The sequence below is a fragment of the Spirosoma humi genome, assembly GCF_054776575.1.
Window position 1 is genome coordinate 15,762 of the sequence record NZ_BAAHBR010000005.1, and the last position, 19,522, is coordinate 35,283.

The window sequence follows — 19,522 nt, forward strand, 5'->3', positions numbered from 1 at the left end:
CGCGTACCCTACCCGTGACTCTCCTTCAAACGACATGTTAATTTTAAAAAGGCTCTTCTTCCCGCAAACGCTCGCCCACTTATTGATACTTACTAGCTCGATTCTAGTTGTTTCCTGCCAAAAAACGGATCAACCCAGGAAGGCGGGCACCCCTCTTTTCACCTCCCTGACAGCTGACCGAACCGGGATTACGTTCGCGAATAACCTAACAGAAGGATTAAACACGAATGTCTTGATGTATGAGTATTTCTACAACGGTGGGGGAGTCGCCATTGGCGATCTGAATGGCGATGGCTTCGAGGACATCTATTTCAGCGGCAATATGGTCCCCAATCAGCTGTATCTCAATAAGGGAAAGTCGTCGCCCATGCAGTTTGCCGACGTAACTGCAGCCGCTGGTGTGTCGGGTCGGGAAGGCCCCTGGCGGACCGGCGTTTCGATGGCGGATGTCAATGGTGACGGGCGTCTGGACCTGTTTGTCTGTTACTCCGGAAGTCTGCCACCCCAGAAACGGATTCCCCAGTTGTTTATCAATGAGGGAGCAGATGCGCAGGGTATTCCGCATTTCTCGGACCAAACGGTCCAGTACGGACTGGACCGTCCTGGGCAAAGTACCCAGGGCGTCTTTTTCGATTATGACCTCGATGGTGACCTTGACTTATTTCTGCTCAATCACAATCCGCGCCTGTTACCCATTCTGGATCCGCAGGCAACCGCTGCCCTTATGAAGCAACCTGATCCAGAGATTGGTGTTCGGTTATTGAAGAATACTGGAAAGCGGTTTGAGGATGTTACCGAGCAGAGTGGCCTAAGTAGTTCCGTTCTGAGTTACGGCCTGGGTATCGGGGTATCGGATCTGAATAGCGACGGCTGGCCCGATTTGTATATCTCAAACGATTACGGCGTTCCGGATTATCTCTACATCAATGACCATACGGGAAAGTTTACCAATCAGTTGAAAACCAGTATCGGCCACACATCCAACTTCTCGATGGGTAACGCCATTGCGGATGTCAACAACGATGCTCGGCCCGATATTCTGACGCTGGATATGCTGCCGGAAGACAACAGGCGACAAAAACTGCTGATGGCCCCTGACAATTATGATAAATATGACCTTGGTGTAGCGTCGGGATTTCACCATCAGAACATGCGGAACATGCTGCAACTCAACCAGGGTACAGAGGTGGTTTCGGCGAAAAAGAATGGCGCATCGGCTACGCCCTATTTCAGTGAAGTAGGCCAATTGGCTGGCGTTTCGAACACCGACTGGAGCTGGTCGCCCTTACTAGCCGATTATGATAATGATGGTTGGAAAGACTTGTATATAACCAATGGTTACGTGCGCGACTATACGAATCTGGACTTCCTGAAGTACATGACGGATTATATGAAAAATCGCCCGGCGAATTTTCGACGCGAAGATGTGCTGGAGTTGGTTCACCGGATACCCTCCTCGAATGTCGTGAACTACATGTTTCAGAATCGTGGTCATCAATCGGATGAAGTGACCTTCGCCAATGTTGGTGCGGACTGGGGATTGACGCAGCATTCGAACAGTACGGGCGCTGCATATGCCGACCTGGACAACGATGGCGATCTGGACCTTGTCGTTAATAATACGAACCAACCGGCGTTTGTTTTTCAGAACGAAGCGAACAAAGAACGCAAGCATCATTACCTGGCCGTACAACTTGCTGGGAGCGGGGCCAACACGCAGGGCGTAGGCGCCAAACTGACGCTCTATCGAAAAGGAGATCAGCAGTATGTCGAGCAAATGCCAACGCGGGGTTATCAGTCGAGTATGTCGCCCCGGCTTCATTTTGGACTGGGCACTGATCCCGTTATTGATTCATTGCGCGTTGTGTGGCCAACCGGTAAGCAGCAGGTGCTAACGAACGTAAAAGCCGATCGACTGCTGATGGTAGACGAAAAAGAAGCCCGTTCAACCTATAAAATCCCCCGATCCACACCGGTGCTTTTCAGGGAGGTAAGTTCTCCGGTTGCATTTGCCGACCCCGTCAAGAAGATCAACGATTTTAAGCGGCAACCGTTACTCGTCAATGCGCAATCCTTCAATGGGCCGTGTCTGGTCAAAGCGGACGTAAACGGCGATGGCCGGGAAGATATTTATGCCGGTGGAAACAACGGGCAAGCGGGGGCACTATATATTCAGCAGGCTTCGGGGCAGTTTAGCCAGTTAGCGCAACCCGCTTTTGAGGCCGACAAGCAGAGCAATGATGCCGATGCTGTCTTCTTCGATGCCAACGCCGACGGATTCCCCGATCTTTATGTATGTAGTGGCGGCTACGACAATCTGCTGCCCGATGACCCAAACTTACAGGACCGGTTATACCTCAATGACGGCAAAGGAAAATTCACCAAAAGCCCTGGTGCCTTGCCGGTTATGCGGACCAGCAAAAGTTGTGTACGGGTGGCCGATGTAAACGGCGACGGTCGGCCGGACCTGTTTGTGGGTGGCCGCGTTGTTCCGGGACGCTATCCCGAAACGCCCCCCAGTTACCTGCTCATCAACACGGGTAAGACGCGGGGTGGCCAGCCCAGTTTTACCAATCAAACGGCAACATTGGCACCGATGCTCTCGACGCTGGGTATGGTGACGGATGCTGCCTGGGTTGACCTGAATGCCGACCGGAAACCCGAGTTAATACTGGTTGGTGAATGGATGCCGGTTACTGTGCTGGGCCAGACGAACGGCGGGGGTCAGCTAACCGACCAAACGAAAACATACTTCGAGAAGGACTATCGGGGGTGGTGGAACAAACTGCTGGTTGATGATTTCAACGGCGACGGCCGGCCCGATCTGGTGGTCGGCAATCAGGGACTTAATACCCAATGCCGTGCCAGTGATAAAGAACCCGCCGAACTGATTTACAAAGACTTCGATAACAATGGTAAAGTTGATCCAATTCTGTGCCTGTATGTCCAGGGAAAATCATACCCTCATGCCACCCGCGACGAATTGCTGGATCAACTGGGTATGTTGCGTCACCGCTTTACCAACTACGATAGCTATTCGAACGCCACGCTGACCGATGTCTTTACCGAAGCCGAGTTGAGCGGTACGAATAAACTCATCGCCAACCAATTGACAACAACTTATTTTGCCAGTACACCCACGGGTAAGTTGGTCGAGAAGTCGTTGCCCATAGTTGCGCAACAGTCGCCCGTATTTACCCTGACGGCTTTGGACTTCGACCAGGATGGACACAAAGATCTGTTACTTTGCGGCAACACCGCCCAGGCTCGCCTGCGGTTTGGCCGGTCCGATGCCAACGCTGGCTTATTGCTTCGGGGGGATGGCCGGGGAGGATTTTCTGCTGTGCCGCAACCACAGGCCGGTTTCCGGCTGTCGGGCGATGTGCGGAGCGTATTACCAATGGGTAAGACGCTGTTGTTCGGGATCAATCAGCAGAAAATCCGGGCTTACCAGCCAGTAGTAAATAATTGAAAAGCATCCATTAAACGATATGATCACGATCATTTCGGTTGTAGAAAATAGTCTGATCGGGAAGGTTGATTCAGGGACGGAGTCGCTACCCGGCCGCATAACCGTACCCGAAACGGTATTTGATGCCCTCCGTCAGTTCGTGCTGGAGAATGAAAACGCGGATGGGCTGTTCACCTTTACCGTACAGAAAGGAACCGAGCTTATTCGTGTCCGTAATTACGTCGGGCTACTGCCGTTGACCGATGGGACGATGCTTGAGATTTTACCAAAGATAAAGCAGCAGACCAACGCCCGGCCACTATTGCTCAACATGCTTCGGTACCTGCGCCATAGCCCCTTTCGGACGTTGCGCGGGTCCCAGTCGAGGGCAGTTAAGCTGCCGTTATGGGAAATATTCATCACGGCTTTTCTGGATACGGTAGAGCCTCTGGCGCAGCAGGGCATACAGCGAGCGTACGTATCCGTTGAGCGTAATGAACGTTTCTGGAAGGGTCGTTTTCAGGCTACGCGGCAGCTACGTGAAAACAGCTACCATGCCGAGCGGCTGGCCGTTGTATACGATGAGCTGACCGCTAATGTGCCGCCCAACCGTATTCTGAAATCGACCTTAGTTTTTTTGATGCCGAAGACCGCTGATCGGGCTAATCAGCGACGTATCCAGCAATTGCTATGGGTGTTGGATGAGGTGCCCGTTTCTGAATCCATTTCGAACGATCTGAACGCCATTCGGCGAAGCAGCCGCCTGTTTGTCCGCTACGACGCGGCTTTGCTGTGGGCACAGGCCCTGTTGATGGGGCAGGGGCTGGGGGTGAGGATGGGTAAACAGGCGAGTCTATCCCTGCTTTTTCCCATGGAGCAGGTGTTCGAAGATTACGTTGCCCACGGGATTCGAACTTACTGGCCCAACGCCGACAGGGTGCGGGTGCAGGAGTCGTCGGTTCATTTGATTGATGAGCATGTCGGAGCCCCCAAATTCAAGCTTCGTCCAGATATTATTATCCACCATCCTGACCAGACATTCGTGCTGGATACGAAGTGGAAGCAGATAAACGGGCAGGAGCCGGGCGGACAGGTGAGCACCGGTAATTACGGCATTGAGCAGCCGGATATGTATCAATTGTACGCCTACGGTAAAAAGTATGGGGCCGACGACCTATTTTTGATCTACCCGCTCAATGAAACCTTCTCTAGGCCGCTCCCGGTATTTGAGTACGATGCCCATACCCGATTGCACGTTGTGCCTTTCGATCTGACCAATTCGCTGGCTGATGAAGTAGATAAATTAGCCGAATACGCTTTATCTTTCAACGAAAAGTAAACTCACCGTCGTCTATGCCCCTTATTTTAACATTGGTTGGTATTTTAACCCTTGTCTTCCTCGTTGCCTTTGTTCGTTTAGATACGTTTATTTCGTTTGTTATTGTAGCACTTGGTATCGGTCTGGCATCCGGCATGGATGTAGTGGCCGTCGGGAAATCCATCCAGACGGGTATTGGCGGTACACTAGGCGAACTGGTGCTGATTATTGGTTTCGGGGCTATGCTGGGCCGACTCGTGGCCGAAAGTGGGGCTGCCCGGCGCATTACCGATGTCTTGATTGGCTGGTTTGGGATCAAGAATATTCGATGGGGACTTGCCCTGGCGGGCTTCGTCATCGGTATTCCCCTCTTTTATAATGCCGGGTTTATTATTGTTGTCCCCCTGATTTTTACCATTGCAGCCTCGTCGCGTTTGCCGCTGATGTCGGTAGCTGTTCCCATGCTATCGGCCCTTTCCGTAGCGCACGGGTATCTGCCGCCCCATCCATCGCCGTCGGCCGTGGCGGGTCAGTTGGACGCGAATATTGGGCAAACCCTTCTTTACGGGATCATTGTTGCCATTCCGGCTATCATCATCGCCGGGCCGTTGTTTGGCAAAACGCTCGTAAATATCAAAGCAACGCCCAATCGGGAGTTGTTCAATATCCGGGAAATTCCGACGCACCAGATGCCGGGGGCGGGTATCAGCTTTTTTGTCGCCCTGCTTCCCGTTCTGTTGCTCACCACCTTTGGACCGCTGAAGAATGCGATGCCTGGCGAGTCGCCCCTTAAAACCGTGATAACACTGCTGGCCGAGCCCTATATTGGCATGCTCATATCGGTGCTAACGGCGATGTACGCGCTGGGCATCCGGCAGGGGCAGAGTGTGAAGGCCATTACCAAAGACATGGAAGAAGCCGTCAAAGCCATTGCGCCAATTCTGCTGGTCATCGCCGGAGCAGGTGCGCTGAAGCAGGTCTTTGGGGATAGTGGCACCAGTAAATACATCGGTAGCTTATTGGCCGATGCGGCCATTCCGCCGTTATTGCTCGGCTGGGGGATTGCCGCTTTTATTCGTGTATGCGTCGGCTCCGCCACGGTGGCGGGCCTCACAACGGTGGGTATCGTTCTGCCGCTGCTGCAATCGGAGGCCATAAAACCGGAGTTGATGGTACTGGCCATTGGCTCGGGAAGCCTGATGTTTTCGCACATCAATGATGGCGGATTCTGGCTGTTCAAGGAATATTTCAACCTGACGATCGGCCAAACTATCCGGACATGGTCGCTGATGGAGACGATTGTGTCCATCGTTGGCCTGCTGGGCGTACTGGCCCTGAATCTGGTCGTATAAACGGATTTAGGTGTTGTCAGTTTCTTAAAACTGACATAGGGAGGTTTCTCAAAACCTCCTTAATCAATCAACACCCAACGGTTTTAAGAAACCGCTCATGTCAGTTTTAAGAAACTGACAACACAGAGGAATAGAAAAAATAGTTGTCAATGAGTAACGAAACGCTACAGGCGGTAATCAATAAATTGATTGACAGTATATCAGCTCAAATTCCTGCCTACCAAAGCAGCGACGTTGACTGGCAGATTTCGGATGGTAACGTGGCGGTTTAGCCTGTAAGGAAAGGGTAACGAATTCTTAACATAGCCTTTTCATTTCTGACTGATTATTCGTATTTATTTGTAAGTTTTTTCCTGAGTTACGGGATTCACAAATTACACGTATGAAATCATCTACTAAAGCGCTTGCTCATGTGTTGGCAACCGCTGTTGAGGCTAAACTGGGCGAGTCAACCGAACAGTCGAAGAAGTTCAGGAAAACCATTGAGAAATCGACGAAGAAACTAGCCAAACGGCTGGCCAAACAGGTAAAGAAAGAAAAGAAGAAAAAGCATGCCGAGCCAACGATCGACATGGACGTCGTCAAGGCAGAAGAGAAAGCAGGCTAAGTCATTCCCAGTAGCTTTGTCACGTAAAAGGGTCAGGCTTGGGGTAATTAGCATTCTAGCTGATTATCCCAAGCCTGACCCTTTTCGTTAGTCAGAGAAGTATACTCAATAGGGGTACGTTTGCCGTTTCGTACAAAATCCGTCACTTTGCAATTAGTCAGCAACAAGGATATTTATTGCCGAAACGGACCAAGTCGTCCTACGGTGGCCACTGGATGGCTAACTTGCTATTCAAGAGAAAAATAGTCTCTGAAACTCAGCTAAAATGTGAGATTTTGAATTTGATTCGTGAGATGCCAATTTGAGACTGGAACTCCAATAGATTGATTTTAACAGAACAATGACGGTATCTATCGCTTAAGATGGGCATTTTATGATACGCTATTTCTCTAGATTGCTTACAAAAACATTAACTTAATGATCTCGGCATTCTGTCATACAACCGTAAGGCAGGGCTTGTTTTTGTCCTACAGTTTATAGTACTTAACATATAGTTGATTATACAACAAATAAAATGTCGTTTCGAAGGCTGACTGACAAGCAAAACCAACTATATACCTTCATAGACGAACTCCTATGGCAGGAATGGGACCCTATTGGAATCAATGATTGCTTTGAAGTAAGGGATGAATATTCGTCTTATGCTAGCCAGGTCTTTAGTTTGGTTATACATGGGGCAACTGCTGAGGAGCTAGCCCAGAAATTACTCTCGATTGAGCAAGAGACGATGGGATTATTGGGTAACATAGAGAAGAACTCAGAACTAGCTAGAAAGGTGATTAAAGCCGCTGAAGTAGTTGCTAATTAACATAATGCCACTTATTGAACTACACTAAGAAAAGTACAAAATTATTCCTTTTAATTTATTCTCAATAAAGGCTCGTTTTAAGGCTGTGGAAAAGGCGTTAACATTGAAAATGCGACTCTATATTAGACTTGATTACTTAATATTTAACTATATTTCCGAATTTTACAGATAACTAAATAAACTTGTTCATGAAAAAGACTTACTTTATTATTTTTCTGTTAATCACTTATCAATGGGTACAGGCGCAAACCAGTTATATAATTAATACCCCTAATTCAAGTACGGCAGGAGCAAATAATACGGCTGTTGGCCCTAATGCAGGCAGAAGTTTAGGAAATTATAACTCATCCAATACGTTTATTGGCGCTGAAGCAGGTAGATATAACAGCATAGGATCTGATAATGTCTTTATAGGGTATCAGGCGGGGAATATAAATTCATCCGGCTGGTCAAATGTTCATATTGGGTCTCAAGCAGGAGTAAACGATAAAGGAAGTATTGCCAATGTATTTATAGGCAACAATGCCGGTGCAAACGGCATATTCAGCATTTATAACGTGTCGGTAGGTTACTGGGCAGGGGCAGGCAATCAATATGGGATTAGCAATATTAACATAGGAACGAAATCGGGATTTTCTAATCAAACCGGTGTTTATAACTTAATGCTAGGCGACTCATCAGGTTATAACAATAAAACGTCTAATAATATCTTTATTGGCTCTAAAACAGGCTTTGCCAATGTTAATGGCGGAGGAAATACATTTATCGGATTCCAGTCCGGTTATAATGCAGTTGCGGACTCTAATACCTTTATCGGTTACCAATCAGGATATACAACTACTACGGGTAATGGTAATATATTCTTTGGGACTTTGTCGGGAAAAAATAACACTACTGGTAATCATAACACTTTCGTAGGTAATGGAGCTGGTCCATCAGGCAGCGACGCTAATGACAATGTTTACATTGGATTTAACACAGGTAATCATGACAGCGGCTCTCGCAATACACTACTTGGTACCGGAGCTGATGCTCAAGCCCAGAACTTAACCAATGCCACTGCTATTGGGGCAGGAGCTACTGTTACCATTAGTGATGCTGTTATCCTAGGTAATAAAGCTAACGTCGGTATTGGCACCTCAGCTCCCGTAAATCGTCTGGAAGTGGTTAGCCAATCGCCGAATACCAGTGGATTATCCTTAACGAATCTAACGACTTCCAGTCCAACCAGCCGAGCCACTGACCAATTCCTGACGGTCAACGAAACAGGCGAAGTCGTTAAAGCCCGGTATCAGCTTCGCATCAATCATCCTTCTGAGTGGAGTGATAAAGTCTTTAGTCCTTCTTATTCCTTGCGTCCCCTGACATCGGTGGCTGCTTACGTTAACCAGCACAGCCATTTACCGGGGGTTCCTTCAGCCGAGCAGGTAGCTAACGAAGGCGTTGATTTGCTAAAGATGAATGCAACATTATTAGAGAAGGTGGAGGAGTTGACCTTGTATAGTATTCTGTTGGAAAAAACTAATCAGCGCCAAGAAGCTAGAATTGACCAGTTAGAAAAGCAGCAAAAACAGGAAATTGCGGACTTAAAAAAACTCGTCAACCAGCTCCTAAAGAAGCAGTAGACACGGCCAGATTGACATGCCCGTTTTCTCAATTAACGCTCCCGTATGAGACATAGAAACGTTCATGAATAGGCTACCATCTTAGACGAAGAAGTAGTCATGTATCTGCTCATGAATTCGGGCGTTTACGACGACGCAACCGATCTTTCGCCCTATTCTAAGAAATTCGATAATAGGTCAGGTAACCCCCTTTTTCGTACGTTTTCAGGTAAACAACAAAATGGCAGAGGGACTAGAGAAACCTACTTACTTACAAACTAGCGAAGTGATCCATTAGTGTGTGCCACCATAACCACTGACCCGCTAGGTTCATCGTTAGATGCAATAGTAGAAAGAGCCCTAAGGCCAACGGGTACGCGGGTTGTAGCCGACCTATTCGTCGATCGTCCACCAGCAGAAACAGTAATACCACTTCGATGGCGACAAAGCTACCATTCAGTGTTTTAGCGAAACTGTCAAACCAGGGAATAAAAAATAATAGGCGGGTAATAGCGGGCGGCAGAATGATGAGTACAGTGCAAACCATATAGCGGGCATGGAGGGCCAATCGTTGCCCATTCCATAAACTCAAGCCCAGAAACAAGGAAAAAAGCAGCAAGGAGGACGCATCAATAAAAGAAAGCTGATAAACGGCTCCGGGCGGGTACGCATCGGCTGCCTGGAGCATCAGGCGCATCATCTTGACTCCCCCAATCAGCAGGGCAGGCACAAGCACAGCCGTGCCGATCCAACCTAGTTTTCGATGCAAAGCCAATTGCCCACGTCGATACAAAATAGGTTGTAGAATCAGCAAACCCATCCATAATCCGGCGGAAGCCCCATGCAGATGATGATAGAGGTCAGTCTGGGTGAGTCGGGAAAAATAAGACCGGGAAAATCCCAGCCAGGTTATGATAACGGCCAGCCCAAAATACCAAGGGGCATTGGGATACAGCAACGTCTGTTTACGTGGCGTAGATGTGAAATAGTCTTGGTTAGGCTCTTTCAATTCAGTAACTAGCTATGGTGAGGCATTTCTCAGATTAAGATAGTCAATAAATCTTTCTAATCTAAAGAGCATGAGTTGCCAATGTACAATTCGCTCTTTTAGCACATCTCATACCGATAAAGCTTGGGTTGATAATGTAATACCAAACAGGATACAACTAGATTAGTAACGTATACACTTCCTTGAAACTAAAGGTGGGTTTGCTTTCCTTAGCCTATTGTTTTTACACGTTGAAAAGTAAAGAAAGAAAACCGTCAACCTAGTACTAAGCAAACGGCCTTATTTTAATCTTAAAAATCGCTCCGATTAGTGATCAACGAGAGGACCTACCCTTGCGCATGAACCCCTTTACGTTTATTCAGCTTTGTGAAGAGGCAATCCCACGATCGTCTGGTGTCAGTTCTCATCAACAAGTAGGCCAAAGCGAAAGCCGTTGATAAATCAATGTCAATAGGTAACAAGGGCTACGGCCAGAATAAGTCGGCCGTAAAGCAGAGGCCCTAGTAGCTATATAATTAGTTAAGTATTCTGCGGCCCAGTGAGGTAAAAAACAAAGTTGGCTGTAATTTAGAGCTGTGGGTAATACGGACATTGCTTAATTCTTCCCACGTCAAATGATTGTTAACCCCTACTGATAGGCCAGTCCTTGATGAGCCCTAGCCCCCTGTACCCAACCGAAAACCAGGCCCTACTGATTAATGCCATCCCCGGCAATCATCTGATGCTCCTGCCTGATGCACCCAGGTTCACCATCGCCGCCGTCTCGGACGATTACCTGGCGACCCTAAAGCTGCATCGGGAAGCCTTACTGGGTTGTGGCGTCCTGGAGGTGTTCTTCAGCGACGGACGTAACCAGCCAGCGGCCCAACAACTGGGTCAATCGCTGAGTCAGGTCCTGCACACCAAGCAGTCCCAGTCCATCGCCGAGCTGCGCTACGAGCGCTATCAGGCGCATGCCAATGGACTGGAGGGGAGTCTCTGGCGGGTGGTCAATAAACCCGTTATCAATGCTCAGGGTAAGCTGCTCTATATCATCAACACCGTGGAAGACATCACCACGGAGCGACAACTGGTGGAGGTCGCTCAAACCAACCGCTATTTACAGGGCATCATCAACCTGTTTAAAGAACCTATGCAGGTCTTGCAGCCGGTTTTCGATCAGGATGAAATCATTGACTTTCGCTTCCAGTTGACCAACCAGGCCTATGCCGACTATGCCCAGGCGACACCCGACCAATTGCAGGGTAAACTCGTCAGCGAGGTATTTCCCGGTTACCGGGACACCGCCAGTTTTACCAACCCCGTCGAAACCTACCGAACCGGCAGGCCACTCACTTTTGAAATCCACTACGATCAGGATGGGCTTGACCTCTATAACTTGATGAGCACGGCTAAATGGGGGGATGAAGTGGTGGTTCACTTCACCGATTTCTCCCACTTGAAGCGTTTGCAATTCAAACTCGAAAACACGATCCAGGAGTTGAACCGCTCCAACCAAAGCCTCCAGGAGTTTGCCTATGTGGCGTCTCATGACTTGCAGGAACCTTTGCGCAAGATTCGGCAGTTTGGGGATCTGCTGAAGGATCGCTATGCTCACTCAGCAAGTGAGGAATTGGGTTATGTTGACCGGATGCAGTCGGCTGCTGAGCGGATGTCGGGTTTAATCAGGGACCTCTTAGATTACTCACGCATCGCTACCCAACGCGATGTCCATAAGGCAGTCTCACTGAGCACCGTCTTGAAGCAGGTGCTTTCCACGCTGGAGTTGGCGATTGAGCAGACAGGGGCTCAGGTGACGGTTGAGGACTTGCCGACTGTGATGGGCGATGCCACTCAACTCCATCAGCTGTTTCAGAATCTACTGAGCAATGCGCTTAAATTTCACCGCACGGAAACGTCCGGCGTTGTGGTGGCTCCTGTCATTGCGGTACGGTCCAGCCTGTTAACCGCCAAACAGCTACCCGAACATATCCGACCCAGCCGTGAAGCCTTGTTCTTCCATCAGATTGATATAGTCGATAACGGAATCGGTTTTGATGAGCGATACCGGGACCGCATTTTTCAGGTATTTCATCGCTTGCATGGTAAGAACCAGTATGCGGGGACGGGCATTGGGCTGGCCATCTGTGCCAAGGTGGTGGCCAATCATGGGGGAGCCATCACAGCGGGTAGTCAACCCGGTCAAGGGGCCACTTTTACTGTCTACCTACCCCAGTAGTTTAAGCTACTCGTCTGCGTTTTGTTGATCACCTGGTTCTGATAAAGCTGTATCCAATAAAGAAAAAAGCACAGTCTCAGAAAATGCTCTGTTGTTGTGACAGCTTATGCAATGGCGGATAAAGTTTTACTTACCGAGAAGACAAATAAACCCAAGTGACAAATTTGATCCGTATTTTAGATTTACCCAACTACTGGAACGGAAGTAAAATTAAGTTAGTACTTCCTTTTGAGGGGAGCAGTTGAGGCTTCCACCCCAGCGATCTATAAAAAAAGATAAAGGCATGTTTATTCGAAAGAGCTACCCGGAAATGATACTTGATGAACTCGTGTCGGAAGAAAAAAAGATGACCGCGCAGAAAATTCCATTTGCGTTGTTTGTGGGTATCTTGGTGGGCTTTGCCATTTGGTCAGCTACCCATACGGGCGGTTTTATGGTGACCTCCATGTTGCTTATTGGTGCTCTTTTAGCGGGCCGAGTGTACGCAAAAAACCTGAAAAGTATCCAAACGGAAATAAGCCGCAGAAACACGGTCAGTTAACTGGCTACCCCTGGTTAGGCTATACTGCTTATCCCGGCAAGCTAACGCCTAAGCGCCCGGCCACTCATCACAAGTGGCCGGGTGCTTAGTTTTCCGCCACGTAGAAATTAACCCGTTTGTGGGTTGCTATTCAGCGGGTAAATGCGCTATTTGTAAGCCAACAACTATTCCTCTTAGTAGTATGAATCAGTTCTCCCAAATGAGTATAGAGAAGCTCCAGCGGCAAGCCAAGACAATCAAGGTAGCCACAGGTACGCTGGCGGGAATGCTTTTAGTGCTTCTAGTGATGGCCATATTCCTATCCATCAAAAAAGGATTCAGCGCCCTAGTTATAATCCCCTTCGCTTTACTGCCAATCTTAATTACAAACGTGAATAGTCTAAAGCAGATTAAGAAAGAGCTCGAATCGAGAGGGGATGCGATTTAAGGTAGTACATGATCCCTATAGCAAACGCCCGGCTACAATAAAGTAGCTGGGCGTTTTATTATAACGCCAAACAAAAAAGCACAAAAGCACGCTTGTATAAATAAACGCTCCTACCTGAGACGAGGAGGCTTTTCTAAGCAAGTGACGGATTTTGTACGAAACGGCAAACGCACCCCAATAGGAAACGAATCGCTTATCGAAGCGCCGTAGGCAGAGTGACAAAGTAGATTCGATTACGGTCAACCTGGCCAGTCGCGGGTAAGATCTTTGTGGTAAATCCATTTTGACCATTATCGACCACGCCAAAATCATCATCATTCGAAATAGCCAGTCGATTCGAGCCAATCAGTGAAATCCCCTCGGCCTTGTCGTGCGGGTAAACGGGCGAAATGTCAGTCAGTAAATTTAAGATCAGCGTTTTGGTGACGGGAATAACACCAGCATTCTGGAGACCTGCCTTGTCTTTGAGCTGCTCGACGGTTAACCCGTTGTATAATTTACCGCTATCGCTATTCGCCGGATCCGATATATCGGTTGCACCGGCCAGATCGAATTTGTACACGCGTTTAAACGTCGATGGCTTAACCGGGTTTCCGCCATAATCGCCATCGCGTTCAATAGCCAGAAACGTAGTAGCCGTAATAGCCGCAATCTCACTGCAACCCGTCAGGCTGGCATTTTCCATCAGGTATGCATACTGCTTGGTGGCTCCGCTGGCAATATCGAACGTAACAACCCGGATAACCGTAGAGCCTGAAACAGCCGCTGACGATGGATTGTACATCGGCGACTGCATCAGCCCAACCAATGTTTTCCCGTCGGGTGTAATCGTCAACCCTTCCATACCCCGGTTGGGCCGACGGCGGGCCAGCACTTTAGGCAGCGTACGGCCGCCCGTGCCCGTACCGAAGGGGTTGATCCGCTCAATGGTGTTGCCATTGGCGTCGAAGTGTACGATGTGGGGGCCATATTCATCACTTACCCAGAATGACCCATCCGGCGCCAGCGCCATTCCTTCGGAGTCGAGCCCATCGGCGTTGGGGGCAATGGTTTTGCCATTCAGATCGAGGGCGATCTCGCCCGTATTTCCTTGCCCAACGGGATTGGAAAGGCCCGTAAGCAATTGTCCGGCTGCGTTTTTAAGCAAAATGGTTTGCTCAAGTACTAACTGGTTTCCCACCAGCCGGAATTTTCCTACCTGGGGCGTAAAATCGGCCTTCCCGAAAATGATCGAGTTGGCCGCAGATCCGGCAGCATTGGGTCCGCGATCGGTCAATAAGTAAAAAACGGCTGGGTCGAGCGGGTCAGCTACGATGGCCGAACCAAAGCCGCCATTATAAATGACCGTACCATTGGGAGAGGTCGCTAATATCTTTGGATTGGAAGCTTCGGCGAAGGCCGGGTAAGAAATGGCCGGCAGGCGGTGGTCTTCACAAGCCGCAACCGCAATTCCGGCAACGATGACGAACGAAAGGGGTAAAGGTGACAATCTCATAGCTGGCTATATGGTCTGATAATCCTGCAAAGCTAGAGGACGCCACATTACGCCTATGTAACCGATTAGGCTGGCCTGTTATGTGAATATTAATTTTTGGGATAGGCCAGCCGACTCGCTACTTGGAAAGGGTGGGTTTACGGGTGAGCGCAGAGAGTGGTTTGCCGGAAGGATGGCCCGGTATATATTCTTGCGTTAGCGAATTGGGAACTAGCCCGTTTTTTTCATAATGAATGGATAACACCCGCTGCCTGGGAACCCGTTACTTTTGTGATTCAATGAACAAATCAAGTATGCGCTTTATCGCCGTTTATCATCAGCTTCAAACCGCAACCGGTGTTGGCTTCGACAGTTTGGTCGATGCGCTCGATTTTCTGTTCTGGGGTTATGAAGATAACGACCTGACCCCTCAGGGTATCTACGACGCCCTGACCGATGAATCGATGCCTTACGACCATGCCGGTAAACCCATGCCCGCCGGTAGTCTGGACTCTATTCGTTCGATCGCCAGAGCCTATCTAAAAACATCTTACCGATTCGGTGGGTTGATTCCACCGGGTAATGTTGACTAAAACTGGGAATGAAACGTTGTATTTATTGGACAAATGTTAGGCATCTATCCATAACCACTAAACAGATCTGTGAATGGCTCATCAAATGAAAGTAACGAAGAGTAATATTATTGGCCTTTGGTTTGGGGCCGATACGCCCCTTCGTCAATACAAAATTCAGTCGAATCCTGTCCTGTGGGATGCCTGTTTGCGGGCCCACATTGGGTTTACACCACCGTCGGGCGCTGCGTCTCTGGACCAGTACCGGAAGTCGGATAAAAATGCCTTTGCGGAAGCCGTCGAGCGTGAGTTGGCGAAGGTCAACGTCCACAGCCACCAATTGTAAGAAGATTATCGCTTGCAGAGGGGCGGCTTTAAGTAGCCGCCCCCTCTCTTTTCTATGAAAACCTGACAGCAACGAGCGAAGAGTGCCATCAACGGCTTGCCGGATTCGGGCGGAGGTAGGTGCCGTCCGCAAAATGAACGACGTAGTCGGATGGGAAGAACTGGCTCCTGGCATAATAATCGGTTGTAATGATCTGCGCGCCTGACTGGCAGGCGGCCTCAAAATTTCGTTTGTCGTTCAATCGGGCCTGTTTCGTGTCTGAATCGGCGCGGGTGCGGACGATATAGCCTTTCTTCACCAGAGCCTGAATCTGGCCCTGATCTTCGATAGAATTATTTAAAATGACAAAGGCGGCTTCGGGCGTAGCGGGCTCCGAATTGGTGAACAATACCCGCTTCGTCAGCGACGGATGCCCAGCCATGTAAGCTGTCCGTTTCGGGCCGGTTTCGTCGAGCACAAACAGGAACTTGCCTTTAGCCGACTGCATGGTTGGCCAGTTTCCCGCCAGGACTGCGGCTTCCAGCGTTGGCATAGTACCCCGAACATTGTCGGGCGTGATCAATTTGGACCGGCCTAAACCAGCCAGAATAACGCTATCCAGTTGATCGTAAACGGCCGCCGTAAATGGCTCCGGGATCGTAAAGCCGGACTTTTTAATGGTATCGTCTTTGGCATTCATTGTAATGAAAACCGGGTAGTGATTCGGGTGCGCATCCGACCAGCGTTTCAGCTCGGCCAGACAGCCTTTGAAGGTTGGGCAACTGCTTCGGAAATCAATATCCTGAATGTGAAATACCTTGAACCCCGGTTCGTTCATCACTCCGTCTACATCATACGGCTGCTGGCCTTTGGCGAGCCTAAGGCCCAGCGGGTGCGCGTATTTACCTCCTTTCGCGTCGGCGTAAACATCGATTTCAAGGTTCTGCAAGCCAACATTCAACTGGTCGGTCAGGCTGATGTGGCTGTACTCGATGGCTTTGAACCGAAGCGAGTCGGTTCGTTTCAGTAAGCTGAACAAAGCCGGGTCGATGGCTTGTTTATAGCTGTTGTGCGAACCAATACATTGGATTTGGTTAAGTTTTAAGCTGTCAAAATTCGCCGGTATCAGTGCCGTCAAAAGCCAGAAACCAACCAGAGTGAGGAAAACTTTCATGGTAAAAGGTGAAGCGTTAGTTAACGTACTAAGATACAGTCAGGCGTATTAAGGGAACATTAAATCACTACGGGTGTGCTAAAACGAGTCAATGATGCCTGTGCCAAAAGGAAGGGTTACCGGCAATCTCCTTGTCCTTGATCCACGACTGACCCTTCGCCGGCCCTTACGCGCACAAACCGTAGCCATTTACTCAAAGGTGACCATAGGCTGCAGTTAACACACCCGATTGCCCGCCCGCGGGGGAAACATAACAATTTCTTGATGTGCCGACCGCCCCAAACGCTTTCCAGGTAGTTGTACGGATAGCAGTTATAAACGACCTCTACTTACCTATGGAGCCTAAGAACCGATATATAGACCGGGATATAAGCTGGCTGGCGTTTAACGGACGTGTGCTGATGGAAGCCGCTGATAACCGGGTGCCGCTGGCGGACCGGGTCAAGTTTCTCGCTATCTATTCCGCTAATCTCGATGAGTTTTTTCGCGTTCGGGTCAGCGCGCTGCGTAGTTTGATCCGATTGCGGCAGAAAAAAATAACCCGTCGATTACGCACCGATCCTCAGCAAACACTCACGCAGGTACTGGGTATTGTGGCTCAGCAACAGGAGCAATACCAGGCGATCTTTCATCATGAACTGCTGCCCCAGTTGCAGGCGCATGGTCTTATCCTGTATCAGCAGGAAACAGTGCCGGAAGTACACCGCCATGAACAGGAACGATTTTTCCGGAGTACCGTGCTGTCGTATCTTCAACCCGTGTTCATTGGCTCGCTTCGGAAGGCTAAGCACAGCAGGCGGCTTCCTTTTCTGGATAGCCAGCAGCTCTATTTTGCCCTGACCTTACGACCTAACCTCAGGCGGCAGTCTGGACCTGATCCGGCTGACCAAACCGAGTTGACGGCTGATGATACGCTGTACGCTTACCTGAATATTCCGGCCGATAAGCTGCCCCGCTTTGTTCCGCTCAGCCCCATTGATGATAAGCAATACTTCGCTTTTCTGGACGATGTCATCCGGGCTAACCTGTCGATTGTTTTTCCGGGCTATGAGGTAACGGGTTGCTTTAGCTTTAAGCTTAATCGATCGGAAGATATTGATATTAAAGATGAGTATCATGGCAATCTGGTCCGAAAGATCAAACGGCAGCTCAAAAAGCGGAAGACGGCCCCGCCGGTTCGTTTCCTCTACGACGGTAATGCACCCGCTGATCTGATTGCCCTGTTTATCAACCTGTTTGCCCTGAAACCCGAAGAATTACAGGCGGGCGGACGCTATCATAGTCTGAGTGCGTTGCTGAAACTACCCATGCCCAAAGGGCCAGGTTTGACATCGCCCGCTTTACCTCCGCTGCTAAAGCCTGAACTGGACACGCATGATTCCATCTTTGCCGCTATTGACGAGCGGGACCGTATTCTGCATTTTCCGTATCAGTCGTATGAATATGTCCTGCGGTTTTTCAACGAAGCCGCCATTGACCCGCTGGTTTACCAGATCGACGTTGCCCTCTACCGCATCGCGTCCGATTCGCTGATTGCCAATGCGCTGATGAGTGCCGCCCATAACGGGAAGCAGGTGAATGTATTCGTGGAAGTAAAAGCCCGGTTCGATGAGGCCAATAACCTGCGCTGGGCCGAAGAGATGGAAGCCGCCGGGGTACGCATCATCTACAGTCTGCCGGGGGTGAAGGTCCATGCCAAAATTGCCCTGATCAAACGCCGGAAACCGTCTGCCAAAGCCAAACGAATTCAATACGCTTACCTGGCTACGGGTAATTTTAATGAAGTGACGGCCGAAATCTACGGCGATCATGGCCTGATGACGAAGCATAAATCCATTGTGCGCGAGCTGGGTCAGGTGTTTGATTTCCTGGGTAAACAAAAAGATGTGGGCAAACTAAATCATCTGCTGGTATCGCCCTTTACCCTTCAGAAACGCTACCTGGACATGATCGAGCGGGAGATTCACCATGCTCACAAGGGCCGACGAGCCCATATTACGCTTAAACTAAATGGTCTCGAAGATCAAACCATGATCGACAGGCTGTATGAGGCCAGCCGGGCCGGTGTCACCATCGATCTGTTGATTCGGGGCATTTGCTGCCTGGTGCCGGGCGTGGCGGGCATGAGCGAAACAATTCGCATAATCCGGCTGGTGGATGGGTTTTTGGAACATGCCCGGGTCGCCATTTTTCACAACAATGGAGACGAGGAACTATACCTGGCCTCCGCCGACTGGATGCAGCGCAACCTGTATCACCGGGTAGAAGTTGGTTTTCCGGTCTACGACCTACAGGTGCAAGCAGAACTTCGCCAACTTATTGCGTATCAACTGGCTGATAATACCAAAGCTTGTCTACTTGATGAGCAGGGGCATAATCTGCCCATTCGTGCCACAGAGGAATCTCAGGTGCGCGCTCAACTCGCTATTTATGACTGGTTGAAGCAACAATCACAGCGTCCGACGGTTGTCGAATAATAACCTAATTTTACATAGTTTGGGCCTTCTTCCAATGGTTTCTGTAATCGAAAACCATTAGAAGAAGGCCCAAACGCTTTTACTAGTTAATGAGAATAATGGCTTAATTTGATCGCGTAGATACTTAATGCACTAAATACCAATTTTTGTCATCCCGACGAAGGA

General features: G+C 49.3%; 15 protein-coding genes. 12 read left to right on the plus strand and 3 right to left on the minus strand.

Going from position 1 to position 19,522, the window contains the following annotated elements:
- The first annotated feature begins 34 nt into the window (after positions 1-34).
- The 6 genes from ACYU8Y_RS06970 (at position 35) to ACYU8Y_RS06995 (ending at position 9,161) form a co-directional block, all read left to right on the plus strand.
- Positions 35-3,472: a VCBS repeat-containing protein gene (locus ACYU8Y_RS06970; RefSeq protein WP_460935584.1), complete on the plus strand. Its 3,438-nt coding sequence runs from the start codon at positions 35-37 to the stop codon at positions 3,470-3,472.
- Between the two features lie 19 nt (positions 3,473-3,491).
- Positions 3,492-4,790 (plus strand): McrC family protein, encoded by a 1,299-nt coding sequence (locus ACYU8Y_RS06975; protein WP_460935586.1) that lies wholly within the window; start codon positions 3,492-3,494, stop codon positions 4,788-4,790.
- 14 nt (positions 4,791-4,804) lie between these two features.
- Positions 4,805-6,121, plus strand: coding sequence for a gluconate:H+ symporter (locus tag ACYU8Y_RS06980; protein ID WP_460935588.1), 1,317 nt, complete (start codon positions 4,805-4,807; stop codon positions 6,119-6,121).
- A gap of 149 nt (positions 6,122-6,270) precedes the next feature.
- Positions 6,271-6,393, plus strand: a complete 123-nt coding sequence (locus ACYU8Y_RS06985; RefSeq protein ID WP_460935590.1) for a hypothetical protein — start codon at positions 6,271-6,273, stop codon at positions 6,391-6,393.
- Between the two features lie 110 nt (positions 6,394-6,503).
- Entirely contained in the window at positions 6,504-6,728 is a 225-nt protein-coding gene (locus ACYU8Y_RS06990; RefSeq protein ID WP_460935592.1) for a hypothetical protein, read from the plus strand.
- 996 nt (positions 6,729-7,724) lie between these two features.
- Positions 7,725-9,161 (plus strand): hypothetical protein, encoded by a 1,437-nt coding sequence (locus tag ACYU8Y_RS06995; RefSeq protein ID WP_460935594.1) that lies wholly within the window; start codon positions 7,725-7,727, stop codon positions 9,159-9,161.
- A 250-nt stretch (positions 9,162-9,411) separates the two neighbouring features.
- Here the strand turns inward: ACYU8Y_RS06995 and ACYU8Y_RS07000 are convergent, their stop codons facing one another.
- Positions 9,412-10,149 carry a hypothetical protein gene (locus ACYU8Y_RS07000; RefSeq protein ID WP_460935596.1) on the minus strand — a complete coding sequence of 246 codons (738 nt, stop codon included), beginning with the start codon at positions 10,147-10,149 and terminating at the stop codon, positions 9,412-9,414.
- A gap of 649 nt (positions 10,150-10,798) precedes the next feature.
- Here ACYU8Y_RS07000 and ACYU8Y_RS07005 point away from each other — a divergent pair.
- From ACYU8Y_RS07005 to ACYU8Y_RS07015, 3 genes are all read left to right on the plus strand, one after another.
- On the plus strand, positions 10,799-12,367 hold the full coding sequence (locus tag ACYU8Y_RS07005) for a sensor histidine kinase (protein ID WP_460935598.1): 1,569 nt from the start codon (positions 10,799-10,801) through the stop codon (positions 12,365-12,367).
- A gap of 283 nt (positions 12,368-12,650) precedes the next feature.
- On the plus strand, positions 12,651-12,908 hold the full coding sequence (locus ACYU8Y_RS07010) for a hypothetical protein (RefSeq protein ID WP_460935600.1): 258 nt from the start codon (positions 12,651-12,653) through the stop codon (positions 12,906-12,908).
- 181 nt (positions 12,909-13,089) lie between these two features.
- Positions 13,090-13,335, plus strand: a complete 246-nt coding sequence (locus ACYU8Y_RS07015) for a redox-active disulfide protein 2 (RefSeq protein WP_460935602.1) — start codon at positions 13,090-13,092, stop codon at positions 13,333-13,335.
- Positions 13,336-13,528: 193 nt separating this feature from the next.
- On the opposite strand, the gene ACYU8Y_RS07020 is transcribed toward ACYU8Y_RS07015, so the two are convergent.
- Positions 13,529-14,830, minus strand: a complete 1,302-nt coding sequence (locus ACYU8Y_RS07020; protein WP_460935604.1) for an esterase-like activity of phytase family protein — start codon at positions 14,828-14,830, stop codon at positions 13,529-13,531.
- A gap of 293 nt (positions 14,831-15,123) precedes the next feature.
- On the opposite strand from ACYU8Y_RS07020, the gene ACYU8Y_RS07025 reads away from it, so the two are divergent.
- Together ACYU8Y_RS07025 and ACYU8Y_RS07030 are read left to right on the plus strand one after the other, a co-directional pair.
- On the plus strand, positions 15,124-15,402 hold the full coding sequence (locus ACYU8Y_RS07025) for a hypothetical protein (RefSeq protein WP_460935606.1): 279 nt from the start codon (positions 15,124-15,126) through the stop codon (positions 15,400-15,402).
- 73 nt (positions 15,403-15,475) lie between these two features.
- Positions 15,476-15,727 (plus strand): hypothetical protein, encoded by a 252-nt coding sequence (locus tag ACYU8Y_RS07030; RefSeq protein WP_460935608.1) that lies wholly within the window; start codon positions 15,476-15,478, stop codon positions 15,725-15,727.
- A gap of 88 nt (positions 15,728-15,815) precedes the next feature.
- On the opposite strand, the gene ACYU8Y_RS07035 is transcribed toward ACYU8Y_RS07030, so the two are convergent.
- Complete coding sequence (locus tag ACYU8Y_RS07035) at positions 15,816-16,880, minus strand: phosphatidylinositol-specific phospholipase C1-like protein (protein WP_460935610.1); 1,065 nt, start codon at positions 16,878-16,880, stop codon at positions 15,816-15,818.
- A 335-nt stretch (positions 16,881-17,215) separates the two neighbouring features.
- Here ACYU8Y_RS07035 and ppk1 point away from each other — a divergent pair, with 335 nt between their 5' ends.
- Positions 17,216-19,357: a polyphosphate kinase 1 gene (gene ppk1, locus ACYU8Y_RS07040; protein WP_460935612.1), complete on the plus strand. Its 2,142-nt coding sequence runs from the start codon at positions 17,216-17,218 to the stop codon at positions 19,355-19,357.
- The last annotated feature ends 165 nt before the right edge of the window (positions 19,358-19,522 follow it).

Coding starts and splice junctions, on each gene's coding strand:
- ACYU8Y_RS06970 (WP_460935584.1), top strand. CDS start 35: ATGTTAATTTTAAAAAGGCTCTTCTTCCCGCAAACGCTCGCCCACTTA.
- ACYU8Y_RS07005 (WP_460935598.1), top strand. CDS start 10,799: ATGAGCCCTAGCCCCCTGTACCCAACCGAAAACCAGGCCCTACTGATT.
- ACYU8Y_RS06990 (WP_460935592.1), top strand. CDS start 6,504: ATGAAATCATCTACTAAAGCGCTTGCTCATGTGTTGGCAACCGCTGTT.
- ACYU8Y_RS06980 (WP_460935588.1), top strand. CDS start 4,805: ATGCCCCTTATTTTAACATTGGTTGGTATTTTAACCCTTGTCTTCCTC.
- ACYU8Y_RS07035 (WP_460935610.1), bottom strand. CDS start 16,880: ATGAAAGTTTTCCTCACTCTGGTTGGTTTCTGGCTTTTGACGGCACTG.
- ACYU8Y_RS07015 (WP_460935602.1), top strand. CDS start 13,090: ATGAATCAGTTCTCCCAAATGAGTATAGAGAAGCTCCAGCGGCAAGCC.
- ppk1 (WP_460935612.1), top strand. CDS start 17,216: ATGGAGCCTAAGAACCGATATATAGACCGGGATATAAGCTGGCTGGCG.
- ACYU8Y_RS06985 (WP_460935590.1), top strand. CDS start 6,271: ATGAGTAACGAAACGCTACAGGCGGTAATCAATAAATTGATTGACAGT.
- ACYU8Y_RS07025 (WP_460935606.1), top strand. CDS start 15,124: ATGCGCTTTATCGCCGTTTATCATCAGCTTCAAACCGCAACCGGTGTT.
- ACYU8Y_RS06975 (WP_460935586.1), top strand. CDS start 3,492: ATGATCACGATCATTTCGGTTGTAGAAAATAGTCTGATCGGGAAGGTT.
- ACYU8Y_RS07020 (WP_460935604.1), bottom strand. CDS start 14,830: ATGAGATTGTCACCTTTACCCCTTTCGTTCGTCATCGTTGCCGGAATT.
- ACYU8Y_RS06995 (WP_460935594.1), top strand. CDS start 7,725: ATGAAAAAGACTTACTTTATTATTTTTCTGTTAATCACTTATCAATGG.
- ACYU8Y_RS07030 (WP_460935608.1), top strand. CDS start 15,476: ATGGCTCATCAAATGAAAGTAACGAAGAGTAATATTATTGGCCTTTGG.
- ACYU8Y_RS07010 (WP_460935600.1), top strand. CDS start 12,651: ATGTTTATTCGAAAGAGCTACCCGGAAATGATACTTGATGAACTCGTG.